The following is a 22181-nucleotide window of genomic DNA, read 5'->3' as shown; positions in this document are numbered from 1 at the left end:
TGTATCATACCTTTCTTTTATTTGCTAAATTACTTCGATAAGTAAGACTACGCCACACCCACTCTAATGGCCCCCGTTTAAATTTTTTCAGCCATAAATAGCTTAACACTATTTGAACTGGAAAAACGATGAAAGCAACTAATATTGTTTGGAAAGGATTCAAATCTCCGTACAATCCAAAACCAATCGAATAAAACAATAATACACCTATTACAGATTGAAAAAGATAGTTGGATAAAGCCATCTTTCCGACATAAGCAAACTTATCAAGAATAGATGGTATTTTTTTATAGATTAGCGAAATACTTACAACGTAGAAGATTGCAGAACTTGTACCACCTAACGTATCTTGCATAATAGATAACCATAATGGATTCCCCATAAGATATGGACCAGCTTTGAAAACGATAAACAGTACGAAACTTAGTACCCAAATCGTTCGCAATGTATGGTGATGTGCTTGTAAATCATGAAGCCACTTTTTCCTCGCAAAAATAACACCAATGAGGAAAATAGGTAATAAATTTGCGACAGTGAATAAAAGGTTAAAAATGTCGTTCGAATATAACCAGTTCGTTAAGTTTTGACGAAAGATGTCATTCCAGCTGCCTGCACCAAAACTCTGATAAGATGCTTCGATAGCAGCAGCATTAACCAAAGTCATATAGTCTCTTGCTAAATAGAGTAATCCTGTTAATAGGAGTGCAGGAATGAACAGTAAACAAATACTCCATACAACCAATGTGATATTTTTTCGATACATGAATAATAATAAGAGAAAACCAACAATACTGTAACTTATTAAAATATCCCCATACCAAATAATAAATGCATGAACGATTCCAACAACAAGTAATAACACTTGTCTCCGAGCCATAGTTTTCCTAGGGCTGATTCCTTTATTTCTGAGGTTCTCAAAAATTATCTGCATACCAAAACCAAATAAGAAAGAAAATAGAGAATAAAAACTTGCTTGAAAGAAAATATCAATGATCGCCTGCCATATTCCTGGTTCCCCTTCCCCCCAATAGTTCATACCGTTACCATATAAAAAATATGGACCATTAAATGTCGGAAGATTTACAATAAAGATACCGAATACAGCAAATCCTCTTGCTGCATCTATCCAGATTAGTCTCTGTTTCTCCTGAAGCGGAGCTATTGATTGATCCACTCTTCTCAACTCCTATGTATTATTCTGTATCTATTTTATCTTACAATTGTCCAATAAACTAGCATTATATAGGAATGATTAATTGTAATTTACTTTCACAAACTCACTTTTCACACATAAACTAAATAGGAAATTAGTTTATAGTTAACTGTTAACTTCTCAAGAAAGCTAGGTGAACATCATGCCAGCTATTGTCGGAGCAGTAAAGGTAATTAGTATTGATTCTTCTAGCATCTTTAACATAGGGGATGTATATAAAATACAGCCATACACACAGGCAAAAACTTTTGCTGGTGGCGGTTCATTCAATAGCGGTGATGGTATTCGGATTCATTTAGAGAATGCACAGACAAACATTGTTGACGATGATTACAATGATCAAAATATTACAGGTTTTTAGAAGGTGATTTTATTGCATTTAACTGTGAATCAATCAATCTATATACATTTTTTAAAGGTAGGTACTATTTCCAATTCTTCCGTTCTCCAAATCGGGAGTACAGGACAATTACAAGCACTGGCACAGCTGTATAATACGGGTGGGTTTGAAGCGCCCGCTGAAGAGGCAATGCCAAATGGAGAATCACAAGGTCAATCTCTCGTACCGCTGTCAGCACCTTAATCCAGGTCAACTAAGGAGGATGAGGATAACATGGATTATTCCGCAATAGCTTTTTATGTAAACCAGCTTCAGCAACATATTCAGCAACTTCAAAAGGAAGTCAACTCCTTAGAGTCTAGAATCCTGCAATTAGAGCAAAAGGAACAGTCCCCGAAAACCACAATCGAAAAATTAGAATATCATTTTGACCAATTAAAAATTGAAAAGTTGGATGGGACACTTCATATCGGTATTAGTCCAGAAGAATTAAATCAAACAGAAGACTTCTCCTTGCCATTTCCGAACCAGCCCCCAGCAAGTCATTTTCAAGAACTAAACAACTATGCGGATACAGAATTACCTACCTATATCAGGCAATTAGAAGAAGAGTATCAGTACAGATTAACTGATGATTATCGGCAAACATTAATTGATGATGTAAAAAAGCAACTGCCTGGCCGTATTTCTTACTATGCACAACAGAGCGGGAATGATCCTAACTCGGTTGTGCAACCAATTATAAAAGAGTTACAGCTAGGTTTGCGCAAATGGTTTGATCAACAATTATACAAGGAGTAGATGGTATTGTATTACAATGTGAATAATTGGAGCTTGGAAGTTGGTAATATTTCAATTATGGGGGTATCAAGTTCCTCGTTATTTCTAATTGGGGATAGTGAAAATATTCAGTTATCATCCATATTTGATACACCTCCCGAATCTTATATTGTTGGTGCCCAGTTCCCTATCCCGACACCATTGGAGGAAACAAGTGAATACACGAACGACTAAAGTTAAGGAAATAAATGTTAGCAGTGTGGCATATAGTTCTATCTTTAATATTGGTGATTCCAAATTTATCGAACCAAAAACCGATGTATTGGCTGTTCAAAGAGAAGGTGACGTACCGTCTGATAAAGGATTTAATTTAGAGCAATACCCTATATTCACGGTGGAGAATTACTTACAGCCGAATAAACTGCAAATAAACCAGCAACATATTCAGCATCATCCTACAATTAATGTATCCAAAATTGGTATGATTGGGATGTCATCCTCTTCTGTTTTGCAAATCGGAAACGTGAATACAGTTAAGGTTAATAGCAGAACTAAACATATACGTATAGTAAATGTAGATGAATAAATAGGAATAGATAATTCTTAATCAATAGAAAAAGAAGGAATAGAAAACCTATAAATTTCTATTCCAGTATCCAACTTTAGTTTTCTATAAATTTTAAGCAATTAATTAAAATGTTGTTTTACTACTTACGTAAATTCCGCTCAATGAAAGGTTGTGCAGGTATGCCTTCAATTGTTGGTCCAATTAAAATTAATAGTGTGGATGGTGGTGTTGTCAATTTTGGTGATAGTTTCTATCTTTCACCTAAAAGTGCGTCAAAGTCCGCAGCCGGGGCAGGTTCAAACAATACTGGAGACTTTCTCAACACCAATACCGGCTTTAACATAACGAACACAATTGATCCAGACGCTGTGGACCAGGTGATGAATGCAAATGCCTAAAGGGGCCTCCCCCTTTAGGCATTTATACTTCTACTAATAGTGCTTTATCAAAATAATAGAGATATTTGCTATGAACCGGCTGCTTCCAAATGTTTTCTAATGCTTTCGCGTACAATTCGACCTGGATTTTATATCGATTTCGTAATTTTTCTAGTATTTGCTCATTGATCTGGTCAGTAATCTGGTCTGTTTTATAATCTAATAAAATCCAGCCATCGTCTGTTTTGATTAAACAGTCAATGACCCCTTGTAAGAAGATACGTTCTTCTGCATCATTCCATGCAGGATATACTTCGTTTGCTGGAAGCGTTAAACTGAAGGGAATCTCTCTTTCGACTTCTTGTTGTAATAATATTCTGCCAATATCCGTATCAAAGAATTTTTCAATTGCTTCATAATTAATTGCTTGCCCTTCTTCTCTTGTCAATATCTCATTTGCTTCTAATTCGGCAACAAATTCTACTAAAGAAGCTTCATTCCATTCTCTGTCCAATGGTATATGCTGCATAACCGTATGCATAGCTGTACCAATTTCAGCCTTTGTTAACTGTTTCTTTTGTTGCATAAAACGAGGCCTCTTATTGATCGGCGCACGAAATGGTTCAATAATTGTTTGATCACTATAGCTGTCTTTTATCTCATGCTGTCGTTTCATTTCTGTGACAGTTTGTTTCGCACGGTATTGAATCGCATCCTGATATGGATAGGTATAATTTAAATTATTCTCAACCAGCAATTTTTCGTCATTATTTGCCAGAGAAACAGGTTGCCACTTGTTTACAGCCTCTTCCAATGTTTTCAGCGTTTCTTTACTCGTTTCTTCAATTTCCTGGTATTTACTACTGTGAACTCGTTCCAGCCACCATTTCGACTGATCCTCTAATATTGCTTGCGGAATTTCTATCACCATATCATCAGTACGTAACAGTTCACCGCTCTTATGTCTGACAAGACTTGCTCCTATCCAATCTAAATAAGAAGCAGATTCCAAACGGTAATAGTTTGGTAATACCCACTCATAGTGATTTATCATCGATTTCCATTTCTTTTTCTTTTTTTCTAATGAAGGGACAGTCCCGACAAGAACCAGCTTCTCTCTTGCCCGGGTCAAGGCAACATACAATACACGCATTTCTTCTGCTAATAATTCCCGGTGCATTTCCTTCTTTATTGCGTGATAGATTAATGTTGGATACATGATCCGTTTCTCAGGATCAATATATTTGGAAGCAAAGCCCAGTTCTTTGTGTAACAAGTATTTCTCACGTAAATCTTGTTGATTAAACTGTTTATTCATTGCACCTACAATTACTAATGGGAATTCCAGCCCCTTACTTTTGTGGATGGTCATAATCTTTACCACATCTTCTTGTTCACCTAAAGCTTTTGCTGCCCCGAGATCCTCGCCCTTTTCTTCCATTCGTTCAATAAACCTGAGGAAACGGAACAAACCACGGAATGAGGTAGACTCATAGCCCTTCGCCCGATCATATAATGCTCGTAAGTTTGCTTGACGCTGCCTTCCTCCTGGAATCCCGCCAACAAAATCATAATATCCTGTCTCCTGAAAAATTTTCCAGATCAGATGGGATAATGCACCTTGTCTTGCTTCTCTTCTCCATTTTTCCAACCTTGTAAGAAATGGTTGCAGTTTGTCTTTTATTTCTTTGGTATCGCCTGCCATGGTATATGCTTTTAATGCATCATAATAGGAAGCATTTCTTTCTGCTAATCTTATTGTTGCAAGTTCGTCCTCATTTAACCCAACGATTGGTGATTTCAATACAGATGCTAAAGGTATATCTTGCCGCGGATTATCAATCACTTTTAATAAACTAATCATTACTTGAATTTCAATTGCTGCTAAATAGCCTGTCGCCAGTTCTGCATAGACAGGAATTCCTTGTTTCTTAAACTCTTCCATAATCGTTGGAGCCCATGTCATTGAACGTAATAATATAACAATATCCCGATATTCAGCTTTTCGAGGCATCGATGTCCGCTTGTCCATGATTTCGATGGGTTCATCGTCTCTATGTCCGATCCATTTTTGGATTTTCTCCGCATAGGCTCTAGCTTCTAATTGCGCTTTTTCCAAGTCCTCTTCTATTTCTAATGAATCCTCATTTCGTTCTTCTTTCTCTGTCTCATTTAATTCTTGGTCAATAATAAATACTTCTGTATCAGGCTGTTTGAGGGGCACATCATCATAACCTTTATTGCCATAAATTAATTCAGCATCTTCGTCATACTCAATATCTCCAACTTCTGGATCAAATAGCTGACGGAATACATAATTTGCTGCAGTTAATACATCTCTGCGGCTACGGAAGTTTCGTGCTAAATCAATCCTATATCCTGCATCCTCTTCTTTAGCAAATCGGTTATATTTTTCAATAAAAAGGGTCGGTTCCGCATGCCTGAATCGGTATATACTTTGTTTAACATCCCCAACCATGAACATATTCCCGTATTCTGCTTGATTGGATACACTCATTAAGATTGTCTCTTGTACAATATTCGTATCTTGATATTCGTCAACCATTACTTCTTCATATTTTTGCTGCAGACTTCGGGCAAGAGCCGATGGGCGTTGGGATTGGTTATCTTCCAATAATAACTCTAATGCAAAGTGTTCTAAGTCACTGAAATCCACTAAGCCTTTTTCTTTCTTTGCTTCCTGGTAAGCAATACGGAATGATTTAATCATTTTTGTTACTTCTAATATTGTTGGATACAGTTTTCTCATATCTTCTAAATGGCTTGTTAAATTTCTGCTAAACCACTCCGAACTAATTTTATTCCAGCGTTTTTTTACATCATCCCGTATTGCTTTGACAGCATCTTTTTTTTCTTCATCACAATCCACTTTTTTTCGTGACAATGCTTTAAACTTGCCATTATTAAAGATAGATTGTACCTCGTCCCACGAGATCTCTATTGCCCCTTTTGCCTGCTGCACCATCAACATATCCTGATCTAATGCTTCTGCATAATGGTAAGGTCCGTCACTTTCTCTGGTTATGTCAAGTGCTGTATTTAACTGGGACTCAACTACATCTAACTGTCTATTCATTTCCTTCTTTAAAATATTTAACCATGATGGTTCTTCTGTTAATTCTTCTTCTATATCATATGTTTCGGCTAATTTGTCTAACCATCTGTCTGGATCCGGGTGCTGAATCGAGAATTCATACATTTTCAATATTAAATTCTCCATATCCAAATCATTCCGATCATTAGAAAAACGGTCCACTACTTGAAAAAATGCTTCCTGCTTTTCCATATCTTCCTGTCCATACCACTCTTCAAAAAGTTCCTCTAATACATCTTGTCTGATTAAATCAGCCTCTACACCATCTGCAATGCGAAAGTTTGGGTCAATATCCAGCTGGTAAGCATATTTGCGGACAAGATCCATACAAAATGAGTGTAAAGTGGAGATCGAAGCATGTTGTAAGAGAGATAATTGCTTTTTCAGATGGTTTGACTTCGGATCATTGGCTAATGCTTCTTCTAATGCTTCCCCAATACGATTACGCATTTCTTGTGCAGCTGCATTTGTAAAGGTAACGACAAGCAATTGATCAATATCGACAGGTTTTTCTTTATTAAGCAACTTCTGGATAATACGCTCAACTAATACAGCAGTTTTACCTGAACCTGCTGCCGCTGCAACTAATATATTTCTGCCAGATTGATAGATTGCTTCTTCTTGTTCTTTTGTCCATGCTGGCATTAACCTTCACCTCTTTTCATTGCCTCAAACACTTCTTCGTCTTTTAAATCTTTTAATTTATGATAGTTATTTTCAGATAATGTCGGGTCGAATTGACATACCGAACGATAGGAGCAAAACGTACATGCAACCTGATCCTGCTTTTGAAATGGATTTAGGCTTACTTCCCCATCAAGCATCGCTATTCCTGCACCTGCCATTAACTGTCGAATATAGGATTGCAGCTGGTCAAAGATCTCCTTATCGGCCACTTGGGAGCCTTTATAAAAACTGCCGGTCTTGCTAAAACCTGCCGGTACAATATTACTTCTGCCGGATTCTAACGATGTATCCATCATTTTCACTACATCTTCCTGCTCCAGCAACAGACCTTTCATTTTAAATTGTTTAAAGATCTCTGCCTCAATTTTGTCCTCTGCTAAATTATCTGCTAAGGAGAGCATCGGATTATGAACATGAAAATATAATACACCTGCTGGCGATGCTTCCTGGCCGAGCCACTGCCTAGCATTTGTTAAGACTACATCTAAATATGCCAGCATCTGTAATGCTAGTCCATAATAAACTTCAGATAAATTCAAGCCTTTGGAACTCGATTTATAATCAATAATTCGTAAAAATAGCTGATCTTGCTCAATTGCCTGGTCAACGCGGTCAATTCTCCCTCTTAGTAAGAGCTTATAGTCACCTTTTAAAGGGATTTCTAATGGAGCTAGCTGATTTGGATAACCAAAACCAACCTCTAAACCAATCGGTGAGAACAATGATTTTCTTGCCTGCTCACTTAAAATAAATGTTGCTCTTGCGATAATATTTTCCAACTTCCGTTGAATATATTGATATCTCTTCGAACTATGCAGTATTTGATGCTGCAGTACTGGCGCTAAATGTCCAATTGCCCGATTGGCATAGGTTCTCGCTTCTTTATCATAGATATCTGCGAAATTTCTTCCTTCTTTTTGAACCCACTCTGTTATCTGTTTTAATGCCTCATGGAAAAGCTGGCCAATATCTGGTGCGTCCAGTTTATATGTTTGTCTTTCTTCTAAACCTAAGTTATATCTGGCAAAATGCTGATAGGAACATCTGTGATAGGTTTCCAATCTGGATACACTTGCTTTAATTTCTTTACTGTATAACTGCTCCACTGTCTCTTTGGATAGGTTTTTCGGTCGATTCTGATAAAATAAGCCTTTTAACACCATTTGATTTGTTGCTTTATTCTCCGATTGCTCAATATACCAATTTAAAACATGATCCCAAATGGAATCAATCGGATAGCCTCGTAATATTCGAGCTAATTGAGCTGTCAGTGCTCCTCTAGTTTTCACAGGGGTTGTTATAAATCGTTTAGCATCCATCATTTCTTCCGGATCTTGTAAAGTAATTTTCTCTAAGCGTTCGGGGAAAATCTCCTCGATTCGCTTAACAAGCGGGGAAGCTGCCTTCATTTTGCCTTCTTCATTACTCAGCGGATAGCTAACCCATAAATAATCTGTAGGTAAAGTAAACGCACTATATACGTAAAAGGCATCATCTAACAGTTGACGTTTACTTCCTTCAGCTAACTGGATACCTTGTGTTAATAATACATTGCGCTCTTCTTCTGAGATCAGGCCATCTCCGCCCTGTTTCATCGGCCATGTTCCTTCATTTACACCAAGTAAAAATGCACATTTAATTCCATGCATTCTCGAACGGTCAATCGAACCGACAACAATATGATCAATACTTGGCGGGACATGGGAAAATTGCAATGTGTCAAAACCAGATTCTAAAATGTTACGAAATGCTTTTAAATCAATCGTTTCTTCCCCAGCTATTTCCGTTATCTCTTCTAACAGTTGAATAATTGCATCCCATACCTGGTCTTGTTCACGTCCTTTTTCAATTCGGCCTTCTTGATCATATTGATCACGGATTTTCTCTAATTGTTGCGGCACCCTGATCTGCTCGAGCCAATTAAACAAAACAATTGCTTTATCTTTTATTGTGCTCGCTTCCCTTAAGTCATTGTCAAGTGGACCAATAATTTCTGCTACTTGGTTACGATACATGTTTATTTTTTTCTGTATCGTTAATTCACGATCCGTTTGAGCCGATTGGTCAAATCCTCGGAATCGTTGAAAAAGCCAGGGCTGATCATTTAACCACCTGTTTCTCCCCCTGATTCCATACTCAAGCACATAGTTTTCTAATTGATCAATTGCTTCCTGGTCCAAACGATATTGTTTATCACCTTCAGGAATAAAGCCTGTCTTTAATAAACGGAATATCGCATCATAACGCCAATCTCCTTCAATTACATCAAGCAATGAACGGACACATTCTATGAGCGGATGATTGAGCATCGTCCTTTTCTCATCAACAAAGACCGGAATGCGATAGTCTTCAAAGACCGTTGTAATCAAATCATGATAGACTTCAGGCTCCCGTATCAATATGGCAATGTCTCTGTAACGGTAATTCTGATCTCGTACTAATTTGACAATTTCTTGTGCAGCACCCTCAACTTCTGCCCGAGGGTGCACTGCTTCCGCTAACTGAACAGGTGCTTTTTGTCCGAAGGGTACAGCAGGCCGATCGTCAAAATGCCTGTCCAAATGGACAAAAGCTGTCTCTTCTTTATTTTTTAGTATCTCCGTTTCGATTGATACATTATGTTTTTGTGCTAATTGTTCCATTTGAACATACGTTTCTTTTGTCACATGATATAAATCCAATGGGTCAATTACGGTATCATTTACTTGATCTATTGTTAATGTTATATTAACTTGTTTCGCCTTTTGCAACATTACTTCTATTACCATTAATTCCTGTGGTGTAAAATGATGAAAACCATCAATGTACACTTCCGTGTCATGTAAAAAGTCACTTTCCATTAATTTTCCAATTAATAATTGCAGTCTATCCTCATTATCCATATAAGCACCAGCTAGTGCTTGGACTAATTGATCATAAATGTAATATAAATCATCTAGTTTATTTGTCAGTGCTTTCTCTGTAATCGTTTGGTGCTGAAAACGATCCATTTCCATGATCTGCTCTGTGAGCATATCTGGTGTGATACAATACCGCTTAAATTCTGTAATCATATCTTCTAACTGTTTAAGGAACCCTTGTTTTTCTATTGCTTTCTGAAATACCTTCCACTCAGAGGTTCGCTGTTCAATGATTTTTCGGAGCATCATTTGTATACCTGTTGATGTAATGAATTTTTTCGTTGCCCCTCCATTTTTTTGCATTACACGCCATGCAAGACGAGAGAAACTGTACACTTGTGCCCGAATCGAACCATTGATTTGCGAATCATTTAACAAGGCATATTCCTGTTGAAATGTCATTTGATCTGGAACTAAATAAATAATCGGGGAACCTTGAGGATTTTTTTGAAGTTTCGCTTTGATTTCCGTTACACATTGTTCACTTTTATTTGCTGTTGAACTGCCAATAATATAGCGTAACAAAAAAACACCTACTCTCTCGGTCTTTTTACTGGTTTTTACTAACCTTTCTCTCCATTATACCAAACTAATGTTCTTTTGTTTAGCAAAAAAAATAGGCAAAGATGAGAAAAGATGAGAAAAGAACAGGTTGATTTTTGTTGTCCAGGAATAATCTCTTCCCCATGGCAGCATCTGCTCATATACTTTCATAAGCTGTCGCAGGCACGGTCTAGCCTCCTTTAAAAGACTTTGGAAACTTCAGACACGTGCTGCTTTTTTCTATTAGCAGACTGTATTTGAATAACTTACTTTAGAATTTTATTCAGATTTCCTCTGGTATACACCGTCGGGAGAGGAGAGGTAACTAAGCATCAGCCTGACATTCTCACAACCGCTTGTAGTAAGCGCTTACCTTTTATTAGCGGATTAATTGAAAATCAATGGCTGACATTGGCCAATACAATACGTCCACTTTTCCTACTACTGTTCCTTGATCAACAAATCCAATATCTCTGCTGTCATAACTTTTTCTGCGATTATCACCTAAAACAAATAACTTACCTTCCGGAACCTCTGACACTTCTGTAATCTCTTCCAAAGTGAAATCATTGGTTAATTTCCCATCAACTACTTCACGATATGGTTGCAGATATTCCTCTGCAACTGGTTCACCATTTATATATAATGTATCATCTTTATAAGCAATATGATCCCCAGGCAAACCAATTACTCGTTTGACATAGTCTTCTTTCTCATTTGCATGAAACACAATAACATCAAAACGATCAATATTTTTTAAATCATAAATCATTTTATTTACCATTAGTAAGTTCCCATCATACAATGTTGGCTCCATTGATTTGCCATTTACTACATAACTGGCAAACAGGTAAGAGCGGAAGAAAAAAGCAAGTAAAAGGGAAAATAGTATGATGCGGATAATGGACCACGTCTTTTTCTTTTTCATGGTATTCCCTCCAGCATTTTATTACTAATCTACCCCCATTCTCCCCTTTTTAATCTCTTTATTTCCATTTTTTCTGTTCGGCCCTTTTTTGCAACCGTTTTTCCATATACTTACCGGCTAACCAAAAAACAACAATCCCTATCCCGACAATAATTGACTTTACTGGATTCTTCGCAAAAGATACGATACTATCTCCAATGTACGAAACGGTGAAGACCATGACAGCCTTCCCTAAAAATACAGCTAAAATAAATTGATACAGATTAACTTTAGATAATGCTGCTACCAGGTTGATAACAGCAGATGGAGAAAAAGGGAAACAAAGTAATAAAAATAATGGACCAAATCCATGACGTTCCAACCAATCCATTACTTTTACTACTTGTTTGCTTTTACGTATCCAGCGAAACAATCGGACATTTTTAAAATGGCGTACAACAAGGAAAACAACAACTGAACCTAAACTTGCCCCGATCCATGAAAGCAAAAATCCTTTAAGCAATCCATAGGCTGCAGCATTTGTCATCACAAATACAACCAATGGCAAAAAAGGTAAAAAAGCTTCCAGAAACGGCAGAAGAAAGCCGGGAATCGGGCCTAAGCTTTCATAACTTTTTAATAAGAAGTTAACAAGCTGATCATAATCGTTTGCCTCAATTAATTTCTTTATTTGATCAATATCTATATCTCCAATATTCCTTATATTATATGTGAACATCCTTATTAAGAACCCCTTTTTTTCTAATTAAGTGAGACTTTCTCAGTGAAGCTTTTTCATCCCCCGCAAGGCCTGACGAAACTTTCAGAAAGCGAACACCATGATAGAAGGCAATCTGTTTTTGTTCATCTCTTCTATTTATTTTAATACTTCTTGCCTTTTTTTACTAATAAAAAAATGTTTGTTGCATTTTTGTTCATAACTGCATATAATAGAACACACGTTCCTAAAAAGGAGAGATAACGATGCGATACTTAGAAGAGCATGAATGGAAATTAGCTTCCCGTTTTTTGTTTATGTCTATGGCATTACGCGTGATTAAACATGACTTAACACAACTTCAACAAAATACTCCATTTAAAATCAATGAACCATATATTGCCCTATTAAAACAAATAGAAAAAAAAGCAACAAATGAGCGGAGAAATCTCCAAAAACAGATGTACAAAGAAAAAATCCAAGTAATTACAGCAGAAAAAAAAGAATCCTTTACCACTTACTTATTCATATGTAAAGGGAGAGAAGAGAAACGTAATTACTTTAACCCTGCCATTCGTAAAAAAGTGGAAAGTATTTTAAATGAATGGTTCTTAGAAGAGAAGGAAAGAGATGATAAACCAGAGAAGAAGGAACCGTTATCTTTATGATAACAGTTCCTTATTAACTTTATTATTATTGTGAGAGTAGACTCACTATTTTTTGTTTCCCGTCTATTTCCACTGCTTTTTTAAACGATTCGATGCATTTAATGCAGCCGCCTTTGTTTGTTCGTCTCTGCTATATATTGTGATATTGGAAGCATATCACTTAATTTATCTGAAATCATACAACGATATTGAGCTGTTTTGTTAATTTGATTTAGAATGACAGTATAGGAAACATCAACATTTAGGGTACGTCCGTTTTTAAAAATAATCTTCGTTTGATTGTTGGATAATCTCTCGGTACGATTTACATGTGTGTGGGAAATCCAGATACAAGACTTTTTAGTTGGGGATTCAACAGGGAAGAAATACATATTGCTCATTCTATCAATTACAATGGGAGGTTTATGGCTAGTATCTGTTAGCCGCCGGGCGCCTTCTAATAAACCACGAAGACTGATACCAAACTCACGGCAAGTCATATCCATTACTTTATATGAGTGGATATCTACCTCGTAATCATCTCCTTTCTCATATTCCATTATTCTCGTGCCATAATTCTCTCCTTTACTAACACCAATAACAGCCAGCGTTGTTGGGCTGATTTCACAACCTTTCGACATTATCATTTTGTTTCCTCCTCTAAAATAGTATTTTGTAACCATAAACAATCGTACCAAGACATGGATAAAAAGGGTATGCTTTTTATATGAAAATAGTTATATTTACCTATTAATATATCAATTTTTATGAGGTTGTGGTAAAATTAACAAAATAGATAGCTGTATTGCGGAGTTTATAAGAAAATTTGAATCAAGTAGGTGGTAAAATGTGGAATAAGTTCTTTCGGAAAAAAGATAAGAGTTATCCGGTAAAATCTATTTCTTATGATGAGGTCAAAGAAGCGGTAAGACAATATAGCAAAACATTGCCTAGCAATATTCCACTCAAGATACTCATCAAAGAAGACCGAACGGTAGATTTTGAATTATTAGCACCCTTTTTGAAAGCGTTACCTGACAAAGAATTCTATATGTCAGCAGAAACATACGAATTATTCGAAAAGGAGGATAGGCACATTGCTCTCGCAATAGACAAAATTCAGAAGGCTGTAGACCAATATGTTGCCCAAAAGCAAGAACTCCCTATTATCGACTATGATCCATACCGGAAAGTGAGTTATTATAAGTTAGAACAATTAAACTTGATCACAGACCGGCCTGATATTGATTTTTATATTACGGAGGAAGAGTATTTGATTACAAGAAAAAAACCACAATAATGTGGTTTATGCTTGAAGTACTATTGACTCCCATTGCCTTTCCGCTTGTTTCTCTGTGCTTGCTACTTCTTGCTTTAGCTTTTTCAATTGTTGAATGGTATTGGATACCTTTTGATACATGGACTCTACTTCATTTGCAGATTGATTAATTTTATCCTGTACAAACCAATCCATAACCAGTCCATCAAGGAAATAATCTGCAAAAGTTAAGCCGCCAGATATCCCAATATCTGCATTGAAAGATTTACCAATATCGGACAGTTCATGCGAAAACTTGCGCAATAATCGCTGCGCCTGATGTGTCGCTTGTTTCGCATCATCAATATGACTATGCTTTAAGGAAGTAGAAATAAGTCCACCACCAAACATATCAACTGTTCCCCAATTCTTTGCCTTTTCCAGTGAATCACTTGCAGTCGATAAAGCCCTTTTTACTTTATGTCCAGCATCTAAGGCTTCTTCTATTTCTGTTTGTTCATCTTTTATAGTCCCAATTTTCTCTAAAAGACGGTGAGCTTCTATCCCCTTTTCATTATCTGTATCTAACAAGTGTAAATATTTTTGTTGTAAGATTTCCTGATACCGGGATTCCGGATCACCTAAAGCTGCAATACGACGATCTAGTTCTTGTACATCTGTATTTAGATCTTGCATAGAAGATTTAGCCTCTTCGTAAAACAATTGCGCACTAACAACCTCTTGTTTTTCCTGATCTAATTTTTCATCTTTTTTCCCTGTAACTGTATAAAAAATGCTAGCAATACTAAAGCCTTCTAATTTTTCTACATCAATTTTTTCCTCTTGAAGCTTATGGTACAATTCACGTTCTCGCTCACGCATTTGCTCCAATTGTGACATTAATTGTGTTCTCTCATCCAAATACCGCTTTAACTTCCGCTTTTTTTCTTGTTCATCGATTAATTGTTGGTAAAATTCATCCATTCCTGATCACCTCTTGCTAATAAATACGAACTAGCTTAAGGTTTTGTTTCACGCTTTTCGATGATTTCTTCCATTTTCTCTATTCTTTCCCGAATCGATGGGTGGGACAATCTGAAGAAACGAATCCATGCCGCTGGTGCTATATCTGTTTTCGATTGCTCTGCTAATAGATAATAGGTATGCATCGCAGGTACTAAGTCTTCCGTGTGTTCAATGGCGAAAAAATCGGCTGTTGTTTCCATCTGTCGGGAAACAAATAAACTTACTGGTTGAATGATAGTTAATACAATAGAAGCAGTTAACAATAATTTTAGTAAACGTGTGATGGAATGATCATTTTTCCAGCGAATCGCCAATTGCTGCAGCAGAATCAACAAGATGAGACTAGATAACAAATACAACCCTGTCCCAATATATACATGTTTATATAAGTAGTGTGCGACCTCATGTGCAGTGATAAAAAGTATTTCTGCCTGATCCATTCCATGTAACATAGTGTCCCATAAGACAATTCTGGCATGTCCGAAAATACCAGTTACGTAAGCATTATATGTCGTTACCTTCTCACTTTTATTCACTACAAGAAAATCAACATTTGATAAATTCACACTATCTGTTAATTCCTCCATCTCTGAGCGTAACTGCCCACTTTGTAATGGCCGGAAATCATCGAAAAGCGGGTCAATCCAAATTGGTTGAATGAATACAATGAAAACAGCGATTGGCAATATAGAAAACCATAATATCGTTCCCCATTTTTTCGGCCACTTTTCCATAAATATACGACTGAAATAAATAAGCAAAAATAATGTGATGAAAAATAAGCCAGCCGATAACAATAAATCCAGAAACCATGAAAGGAAAGGCTGTGTAAGTGTTCCTTCACTTCTCGATAAAGAATACCAAGTCATTTGAAAAGGAAGACGTACAAACAAATCCAGCAAAACGAGTAAGGCTGACAGCAAAAAGGACTGAAATAAACGCGAATTATATCTACCAATCCAAAGATAACTGACTTCACTTTTTACTATGCAGTATAATAAGATCATTTGTAATGGAAGCATCGCAAAATAAAAAGCGTGTGATAATGCACCGTAGCGTGAATCACTTAAAGAATTTAGCGGATAGAAATAATAAAAGTAGACAAATAATCCGATGATAAACAGAAAATATGCAGAAAGTAACTTTTTCATAATGACTCCTTATTTATTAACTATATATACAATAGTGTTGACTGTTCAACTAATGATTAAACCGCCTCTCTATTCATTCTAAAAAAAGACTGTCCCCTTTATTCCTTATAGAGACAGTCTTCCGATTTGCAGTTAGTAAATTAGTCCAACAAAGTCTTCTTTCGTTATTTTACCAAGGTAATGAGATACATCTATATCACTTAGAGCTTGGTCTATTGCTTGACGTTCATACCGGATCCCAATAAGCTTCTGTTCTAGGTCTCCAACATCCCCAATACCGAAGAAGTCACCAAAAATTTTACATTGATCAATAATTCCTTTGTTCACATCTAAACGCACATCAACTAAGCCACCATCAAACTTATTGGAATGCTGGACATTAAATTTCGGTGATTTTCCATAATTCCAGTCCCAGTTCTGGTAACGTTCTTTTGATAATTGGTGAATATTAGCCCAGTCTTCTTCTGTCAACACATATTGCGGAACATCCTCTATGTTCTCCACATCAAATATATGACGTAATATATGTTTCTTAAATTCGTCCATTGATAATTTTTCTTCCATAAATTCAGAAATATTGGTTACACGACTGCGAATTGATTTAATTCCTTTTGATTGAATCTTTTCTGTTTTTACATTTAATGATTTAACAACATGCTCTATTTCGGAATCATACATTAATGTTCCATGACTAAACATTCTTCCACGAGTGGTAAATTGCGCATTTCCTGAAATTTTCCGTCCGTCTGCCACTAAATCATTGCGCCCTTTTAATTCTGCTGGAACTCCTAATGCCCGCAATGCTTCAACAACAGGTTCAGTGAACTTCGCAAAATTATGAAAACTATCCCCGTCATCTTTTGTAATAAAGCTGAAATTCAAATTACCTTGATCATGATAAACCGCCCCGCCACCTGACAGTCTGCGAACAACATGAATACCATTTGCATCAACATAGTCTGTATTAATTTCTTCAATTGTATTTTGGTTTTTCCCAATTATAATCGAGGGTTCATTTATGTAAAATAACAGATAAGAATCTGTTTCACCAAATTTTTTTAATACATATTCTTCGATCGCTAAATTAATACGAGGATCTGTTATGCCTTTATTATCAATAAATTTCATCTAAATCGCACTCCTTTTGTAATGGTTACTATTAAATTAGTATAAAAGAATTAATAGAAGAAAACAATTTTTTGAAATTGTACTAATACAAAGTATTGATTTTTTTATTTTGTTATAATACAATATAAATACGACACTTTGTATAAGTGTGATTGTGTGCGGAAAAGATATTGCAGTTTAAAACATGATTCCCTAACATGTTACCTGCACTTATCCCGCCATTTTAACCTATTTGAAGTCTTTTACCCTATATCTTTCGTTCCTTTCATCCTTCTTATCCTGCTGAAAGAGGATGATGAACATTCCCATCCAATTAATCAAGATATATGTAAAAGACAGACACCTGCAGCTAATAAGTAGCTGCTTTTTTTTATTGGAAAAATAACTTACTTCGCGCCCCTTCTAGTTATGGAACTTCTGAGCTTCATATCTCACGGATGAAGGTGGTGTTATGCAGTTATGAATGCTTCTTGGCTTCATATCTCGCGGATGAAGGTGGTGTTATGCAGTTATGAATGCTTCTTGGCTTCATATCTCACGGATGAAGGTGGTGTTATGCAGTTATGAGTCTTCTTGGCTTCATATCTCGCGGCTGAAAATGTAGTTATGCAGTTATGAGTACTTCTTGGCTTCATATCTCGCAGCTGAAAATGTAGTTATGCAGTTATGAGTGCTTCTTGGCTTCATATCTCGTGGCTGAAAATGTAGTTATGCAGTTATGGAACTTCTAGGCATTCTACCTGCTTCACTAACTGAATAAAGACAACCATTCATCTTAGGTACTATCCCTAATCATACATAACCTGTTTTCTCTGGAAAGATACGTTGACAAATCATCATCTATATCTATATAATGAATATCAATATCTGCATAACGAAGATTTGTCTATACATTTCGGAGTATAAGAGTAAAGGCGTTGAAGAGAACGAGTAACTTTAATGGAACTTACAGAAAGCAGCCGGTTGCTGAGAGGCGCAAAGGAAAGTTAAAGTGAAATACATCTTGGAGCTGTGTACCGAACCTTAGTAGGCTGCACCGGGGTTGCTTCCGTAATCAAAGCAAAAGTATCGCTACGGCTGTACTTCAGAGGAGAATTATGTGAGTAATTCTTAAATAAAGGTGGTAACACGTTTTCGACACGTCCTTTAGGCTCTTGCCTAAAGGGCGTTTTTGTTTTTACTCTTATAGAACTTGCAATATTAATTTATTAATATTACAAGGAGATGTTAACTCATGTTTTTAAAACCAGAGGAACAATTAGAAATTATAAAAAAGGGTGCCGAAACCATTGTAGATGAGACAGAATTATTAGCAAAATTAAAACGATCCTATGATGAAAAGACACCTTTAACAATAAAATTAGGATTAGATCCCTCGGCATCCGATATTCATTTAGGACATGCGGTTGTACTCCGTAAAATTAAGCAGATGCAAGATTTAGGACATCGTGCTGTTATTTTAATTGGAGATTTTACAGGGCGGATTGGTGATCCAACCGGCGAAGCCAAGGGACGTGTTGCATTAAGTGATGAAGTCGTGAAGGCAAACGCCAAAACATATACGGAACAAATTTTCAAAGTGCTCGATGAAGACAAATCAACTGTTCGTTTCAATAGTGAATGGCTTTCAAAGCTGTCATTTGAAGAAGTAATTAAATTAGCAGCTTCCACTTCTGTTGCACGTATATTAGAACGTGATGATTTCCAAAAACGTTATAAAAACCATGTGCCTATTGGAAAATTTTTCTATCCATTAATGCAGGCATATGATTCTGTTGAATTGAATGCTGACATTGAGCTCGGTGGAACAGATCAGACATTTAATGTGTTAATGGGCCGTACATTGCAAAAACACTTAGGTAAAGAAAAGCAAATTGCCATGTTTATGCCTTTACTTGAAGGTTTAGATGGTGTGGAAAAGATGAGTAAAAGCTTAGGTAACTATATTGGTGTCCATGAAGCACCTGAGGTAATGTTCAAAAAGGTAATGGAAGTACCAGATAACTTAATAATAAAATACTATGAATTAGCAACAGATGAACATCCGAATGATGTGGATCGTGTAAAGGAACGCTTGGAGAACGGGGAAAACCCGCGAAATATAAAATTAGAATTAGCAGAAATTATTACAACACTATATCACGGTGAAGAGATGATGCAGACTGCTAAGCAATATTTTGAAACAGCATTCCAAAAGCGTCAAATACCGAAAAATATCCCAACCTTAATTATAGAAGAGAAAAACCAGTTACAGGACATCATTCCCCAGTTGATTGAAAGGAATCTCGTTAAGAGCAAAAGTGAGTTTCTACGATTAATGAAACAAAACGGGGTTTCTATAAACGGTGAAAAGATAATAACAGATTCATTGTCGCAAGTTATTAACGAAGACGATGTGCTCCAGATAGGGAAAAAGAAGTTTTTGCAATTTAAAAGATAAATACAAAAAACTAGGGGGCAACCATTGCACCCTAGTTTTTTAAATATGCCAATATCTTCTCAACTGCTGCCTCCCCTTGATCAATACAGTCAGGTATCCCTATTCCCCGATAAGAACTTCCTGATACAAATAGACCTGGGAGATTTTCATTGATATCCTTATCCAACCGATCGACCATTTTTTTATGTCCGACACTATACTGTGGCATCGCATTTTTCCATCGAGATACAACAGAAAATAACGGCTTCCCTTCAATCTTCATTATTTTGTTGAGATCTGATAGAACTAATTCTTCTAATTCACTGTCAGATAAATCAACGACAGCTTCATCACCAGGACGGCCGACATAACAGCGCAGTAGAGCCATCCCTTCTGGCGCTGCTGTATCTGGCCATTTTTTATGTGTCCATGTACATGCGGTGATTCGGTAACTGCTGTTACGGGAAACTACAAAGCCTGTCCCGTCAATATCTTCTTTAATAGCGGATTGATCAAATGCCAAAGCAACATTTGCCACAGAGGTTGCTTTCATATCTTCTGTTTTTGATAAAAAATTGTAAGTCGGCAACATTTTCTTCATCATATTAAATGGTGTAGCAACCATCACAGCATCTGAATAGATGGTTGAATCATCAGATAATGATAGGGTATATCCATCTGTACCTTTTTCAATATGGTTGACCGCAATATTTTTACGGATGATACCATCATCTAATTTCGCCTCAATTGCTTCCACCAGTGATTGCAACCCACCTTTTATACTATAAAACATGCTTCGCTTCTTACCAGGCTGCGGTTTTGGCACTGTCCTTTGTAATCCTTTAACAAGACTACGATGATTTTGTTCCAACTCATAAAAATTTGGGAAAGTTGCCATTAGACTCAGATCATCTATATCTCCAGCGTAAATCCCTGACAATAATGGTTCAATTAAGTTCTCGACAAGTTCATCACCAAATCTTCTTCTGAAGAATTTTCCTAATGACTGGTCTTCTTTCGGTTCACCTTTTGGTAGGAAAAAATCAAATCCTGCCCTGATTTTCCCTGGCCAACTAAATAGATCAGAAGATAAAAAAGGTTTTACTTGTGTAGGAATTCCCATAAACGAACCTTGCGGCATCTGATGAAGTTTGCCATTAACAAGAATGTACGATTTACCCGAGCCATTTGTAACTAATTGTTCACCTAAACCTACTTCTCGAGCAAGCCTTTCGGCAGATTGTTTACGAATCAGGAAAGAATCAGGACCACGTTCAATGGTAAATCCGTCTCTTCGTTCCGTCCTGATTTTGCCGCCTAGCTGGCCACTCGCTTCTATTAAGGTCACTTGATAAGGTAATTGCTGCTCTTTTATCTGTTTATGCAAATAATAGGCGGCAGTAAGTCCTGCAATACCGCCACCTATAATCGTAATCTGCTTCATGATTGATCATTACTTTGGTATTTTTCTAACACAATTGTTGCTAATGTATGAATAAATTCCGGGTGAACATTTGGCATTTCTGGTCGATAATAATTCGCACCAATTTCCTCACAAACGACTTTACACTCATAGTCATTATCGTATAGTACTTCTAAGTGGTCTGCAACAAAGCCGACAGGCGCATAAACAAAGGAGCGGTATCCTTTTTGCTCAAATAGATCACGTGTTAAATCCTGTACATCTGGTCCTAACCATGGATCTGGTGTATTTCCTTCACTTTGCCAGCCAATTTCAACATTTTGAATACCCGCTCTTTCTTGAATCAACTCAGCTGTTTTTCTCAATTGGGCTGGATATGGGTCACCATTTTGTAAAATTTTCTCTGGTAAACTATGTGCTGAAACAACTAATACCGCTTTTTCTTTTTCAGCTTCATCCATTTTATTAAACTCTTCTAAGACAGCCTCTTTCCAATAATCGATGAATCCATCTGCATCATACCAGCTTTCAACAGATTTGATTGTTAATCCGTATTTCTCTGCCTCTTCCTTGGCACGGCCATTATATGATTTCACACTGAAAGTCGAATAATGAGGAGCAAGAACGATCGTTACCGCTTCTTTTATCCCATCATCCGCCATTTGTTTTACCGCATCTTCAACAAATGGTTCAATATGCTTCAAACCTAAATATTGAACAAATTCTACTTCATCCTGCACTTCATTTAACCGTTTTTCCAGAGCTTTGGCCTGTTCCTTGGTGATTCTGGCTAATGGAGAAATCCCGCCAATCGCATGATATCTTTCAGTTAAATCATCCAGCATTTCCTGAGACGGTTTGCGACCATGACGGATGTGTGTGTAATATCTTTCAATATCTGCTTCTTCATATGGCGTACCATACGCCATTACTAGTAATCCTACTTTTTCCTTTGCCATTTTTTGAACTTCCTTTCTCTCT

General features: G+C 36.6%; 20 protein-coding genes and 1 other annotated feature. Of the genes, 9 read left to right on the top strand and 11 right to left on the bottom strand.

Annotation, left to right across the window (positions count from 1 at the left end; translation table 11 throughout):
• Nucleotides 1–4: 4 nt before the first annotated feature.
• A complete protein-coding gene (locus ACFOY7_RS09005; protein ID WP_390251531.1) occupies nt 5–1174 on the bottom strand; it encodes a DUF418 domain-containing protein in 1170 nt (389 codons plus the stop codon).
• Between the two features lie 181 nt (nt 1175–1355).
• Between ACFOY7_RS09005 and ACFOY7_RS09000 the strand changes: the two genes are divergently transcribed.
• The 6 genes from ACFOY7_RS09000 to ACFOY7_RS08975 all read left to right on the top strand — a co-directional run bounded on the left by ACFOY7_RS09000 (nt 1356) and on the right by ACFOY7_RS08975 (nt 3299).
• Nucleotides 1356–1574, top strand: coding sequence for a spore germination protein (locus ACFOY7_RS09000; protein WP_390251529.1), 219 nt, complete (start codon nt 1356–1358; stop codon nt 1572–1574).
• Nucleotides 1575–1577: 3 nt separating this feature from the next.
• Nucleotides 1578–1796 (top strand): spore germination protein GerPB, encoded by a 219-nt coding sequence (locus ACFOY7_RS08995; RefSeq protein WP_390251527.1) that lies wholly within the window; start codon nt 1578–1580, stop codon nt 1794–1796.
• A 30-nt stretch (nt 1797–1826) separates the two neighbouring features.
• The gene (gene gerPC, locus ACFOY7_RS08990) at nt 1827–2354 is read left to right on the top strand and encodes a spore germination protein GerPC (RefSeq protein WP_390251525.1); all 528 of its coding nucleotides are present in this window, start codon (nt 1827–1829) and stop codon (nt 2352–2354) included.
• 6 nt (nt 2355–2360) lie between these two features.
• On the top strand, nt 2361–2567 hold the full coding sequence (locus ACFOY7_RS08985) for a spore gernimation protein GerPD (RefSeq protein WP_390251524.1): 207 nt from the start codon (nt 2361–2363) through the stop codon (nt 2565–2567).
• Nucleotides 2548–2919, top strand: coding sequence for a spore germination protein GerPE (locus ACFOY7_RS08980; RefSeq protein WP_390251522.1), 372 nt, complete (start codon nt 2548–2550; stop codon nt 2917–2919). Before ACFOY7_RS08985 ends, ACFOY7_RS08980 begins: the two co-directional genes overlap by 20 nt.
• 161 nt (nt 2920–3080) lie before the next feature.
• Nucleotides 3081–3299, top strand: coding sequence for a spore germination protein (locus ACFOY7_RS08975; protein WP_390252072.1), 219 nt, complete (start codon nt 3081–3083; stop codon nt 3297–3299).
• Between the two features lie 22 nt (nt 3300–3321).
• Here the strand turns inward: ACFOY7_RS08975 and addA are convergent, their stop codons facing one another.
• The 4 genes from addA to ACFOY7_RS08955 all read right to left on the bottom strand — a co-directional run bounded on the left by addA (nt 3322) and on the right by ACFOY7_RS08955 (nt 12169).
• On the bottom strand, nt 3322–7038 hold the full coding sequence (addA, locus tag ACFOY7_RS08970) for a helicase-exonuclease AddAB subunit AddA (protein ID WP_390251520.1): 3717 nt from the start codon (nt 7036–7038) through the stop codon (nt 3322–3324).
• Nucleotides 7038–10505, bottom strand: a complete 3468-nt coding sequence (addB, locus tag ACFOY7_RS08965; RefSeq protein WP_390251518.1) for a helicase-exonuclease AddAB subunit AddB — start codon at nt 10503–10505, stop codon at nt 7038–7040. The genes addA and addB overlap by 1 nt, the downstream gene beginning before the upstream one ends.
• A 397-nt stretch (nt 10506–10902) precedes the next feature.
• The gene (gene lepB / locus ACFOY7_RS08960) at nt 10903–11451 is read right to left on the bottom strand and encodes a signal peptidase I (RefSeq protein ID WP_390251516.1); all 549 of its coding nucleotides are present in this window, start codon (nt 11449–11451) and stop codon (nt 10903–10905) included.
• A gap of 58 nt (nt 11452–11509) precedes the next feature.
• Entirely contained in the window at nt 11510–12169 is a 660-nt protein-coding gene (locus ACFOY7_RS08955; protein WP_390251514.1) for a TVP38/TMEM64 family protein, read from the bottom strand.
• A 245-nt stretch (nt 12170–12414) separates the two neighbouring features.
• Here ACFOY7_RS08955 and ACFOY7_RS08950 point away from each other — a divergent pair, with 245 nt between their 5' ends.
• Nucleotides 12415–12816 (top strand): YhjD family protein, encoded by a 402-nt coding sequence (locus ACFOY7_RS08950; RefSeq protein ID WP_390251512.1) that lies wholly within the window; start codon nt 12415–12417, stop codon nt 12814–12816.
• A 98-nt stretch (nt 12817–12914) separates the two neighbouring features.
• Here the strand turns inward: ACFOY7_RS08950 and ACFOY7_RS08945 are convergent, their stop codons facing one another.
• Nucleotides 12915–13442 carry a competence protein ComK gene (locus tag ACFOY7_RS08945; RefSeq protein ID WP_390251509.1) on the bottom strand — a complete coding sequence of 176 codons (528 nt, stop codon included), beginning with the start codon at nt 13440–13442 and terminating at the stop codon, nt 12915–12917.
• A gap of 200 nt (nt 13443–13642) precedes the next feature.
• Between ACFOY7_RS08945 and ACFOY7_RS08940 the strand changes: the two genes are divergently transcribed.
• A complete protein-coding gene (locus tag ACFOY7_RS08940; RefSeq protein WP_390251507.1) occupies nt 13643–14095 on the top strand; it encodes a DUF3939 domain-containing protein in 453 nt (150 codons plus the stop codon).
• A gap of 6 nt (nt 14096–14101) precedes the next feature.
• On the opposite strand, the gene ACFOY7_RS08935 is transcribed toward ACFOY7_RS08940, so the two are convergent.
• The 3 genes from ACFOY7_RS08935 to ACFOY7_RS08925 all read right to left on the bottom strand — a co-directional run bounded on the left by ACFOY7_RS08935 (nt 14102) and on the right by ACFOY7_RS08925 (nt 17358).
• Complete coding sequence (locus ACFOY7_RS08935) at nt 14102–15037, bottom strand: hypothetical protein (RefSeq protein WP_390251505.1); 936 nt, start codon at nt 15035–15037, stop codon at nt 14102–14104.
• A gap of 35 nt (nt 15038–15072) precedes the next feature.
• The gene (locus ACFOY7_RS08930; protein WP_390251503.1) at nt 15073–16230 is read right to left on the bottom strand and encodes a M48 family metalloprotease; all 1158 of its coding nucleotides are present in this window, start codon (nt 16228–16230) and stop codon (nt 15073–15075) included.
• 132 nt (nt 16231–16362) lie between these two features.
• Complete coding sequence (locus tag ACFOY7_RS08925) at nt 16363–17358, bottom strand: lipoate--protein ligase (protein WP_390251501.1); 996 nt, start codon at nt 17356–17358, stop codon at nt 16363–16365.
• A gap of 908 nt (nt 17359–18266) precedes the next feature.
• Nucleotides 18267–18508: a binding site (T-box leader), on the top strand.
• A gap of 84 nt (nt 18509–18592) precedes the next feature.
• On the opposite strand from ACFOY7_RS08925, the gene tyrS reads away from it, so the two are divergent.
• A complete protein-coding gene (gene tyrS, locus ACFOY7_RS08920) occupies nt 18593–19798 on the top strand; it encodes a tyrosine--tRNA ligase (protein WP_390251499.1) in 1206 nt (401 codons plus the stop codon).
• A 31-nt stretch (nt 19799–19829) separates the two neighbouring features.
• Here the strand turns inward: tyrS and hemY are convergent, their stop codons facing one another.
• A complete protein-coding gene (gene hemY / locus ACFOY7_RS08915) occupies nt 19830–21224 on the bottom strand; it encodes a protoporphyrinogen oxidase (protein WP_390252071.1) in 1395 nt (464 codons plus the stop codon).
• Nucleotides 21218–22159 (bottom strand): ferrochelatase, encoded by a 942-nt coding sequence (gene hemH / locus ACFOY7_RS08910; protein WP_390251497.1) that lies wholly within the window; start codon nt 22157–22159, stop codon nt 21218–21220. Before hemH ends, hemY begins: the two co-directional genes overlap by 7 nt.
• Nucleotides 22160–22181 lie beyond the last annotated feature (22 nt).

It is taken from the genome of Gracilibacillus xinjiangensis (assembly GCF_042651765.1).
In the GTDB taxonomy this organism is placed as follows: Bacteria; Bacillota; Bacilli; order Bacillales; family Amphibacillaceae; genus Gracilibacillus; species Gracilibacillus xinjiangensis.
Note: the sequence above shows the minus strand (reverse complement) of the source record. Positions and strands in the feature narration are given on the sequence as shown.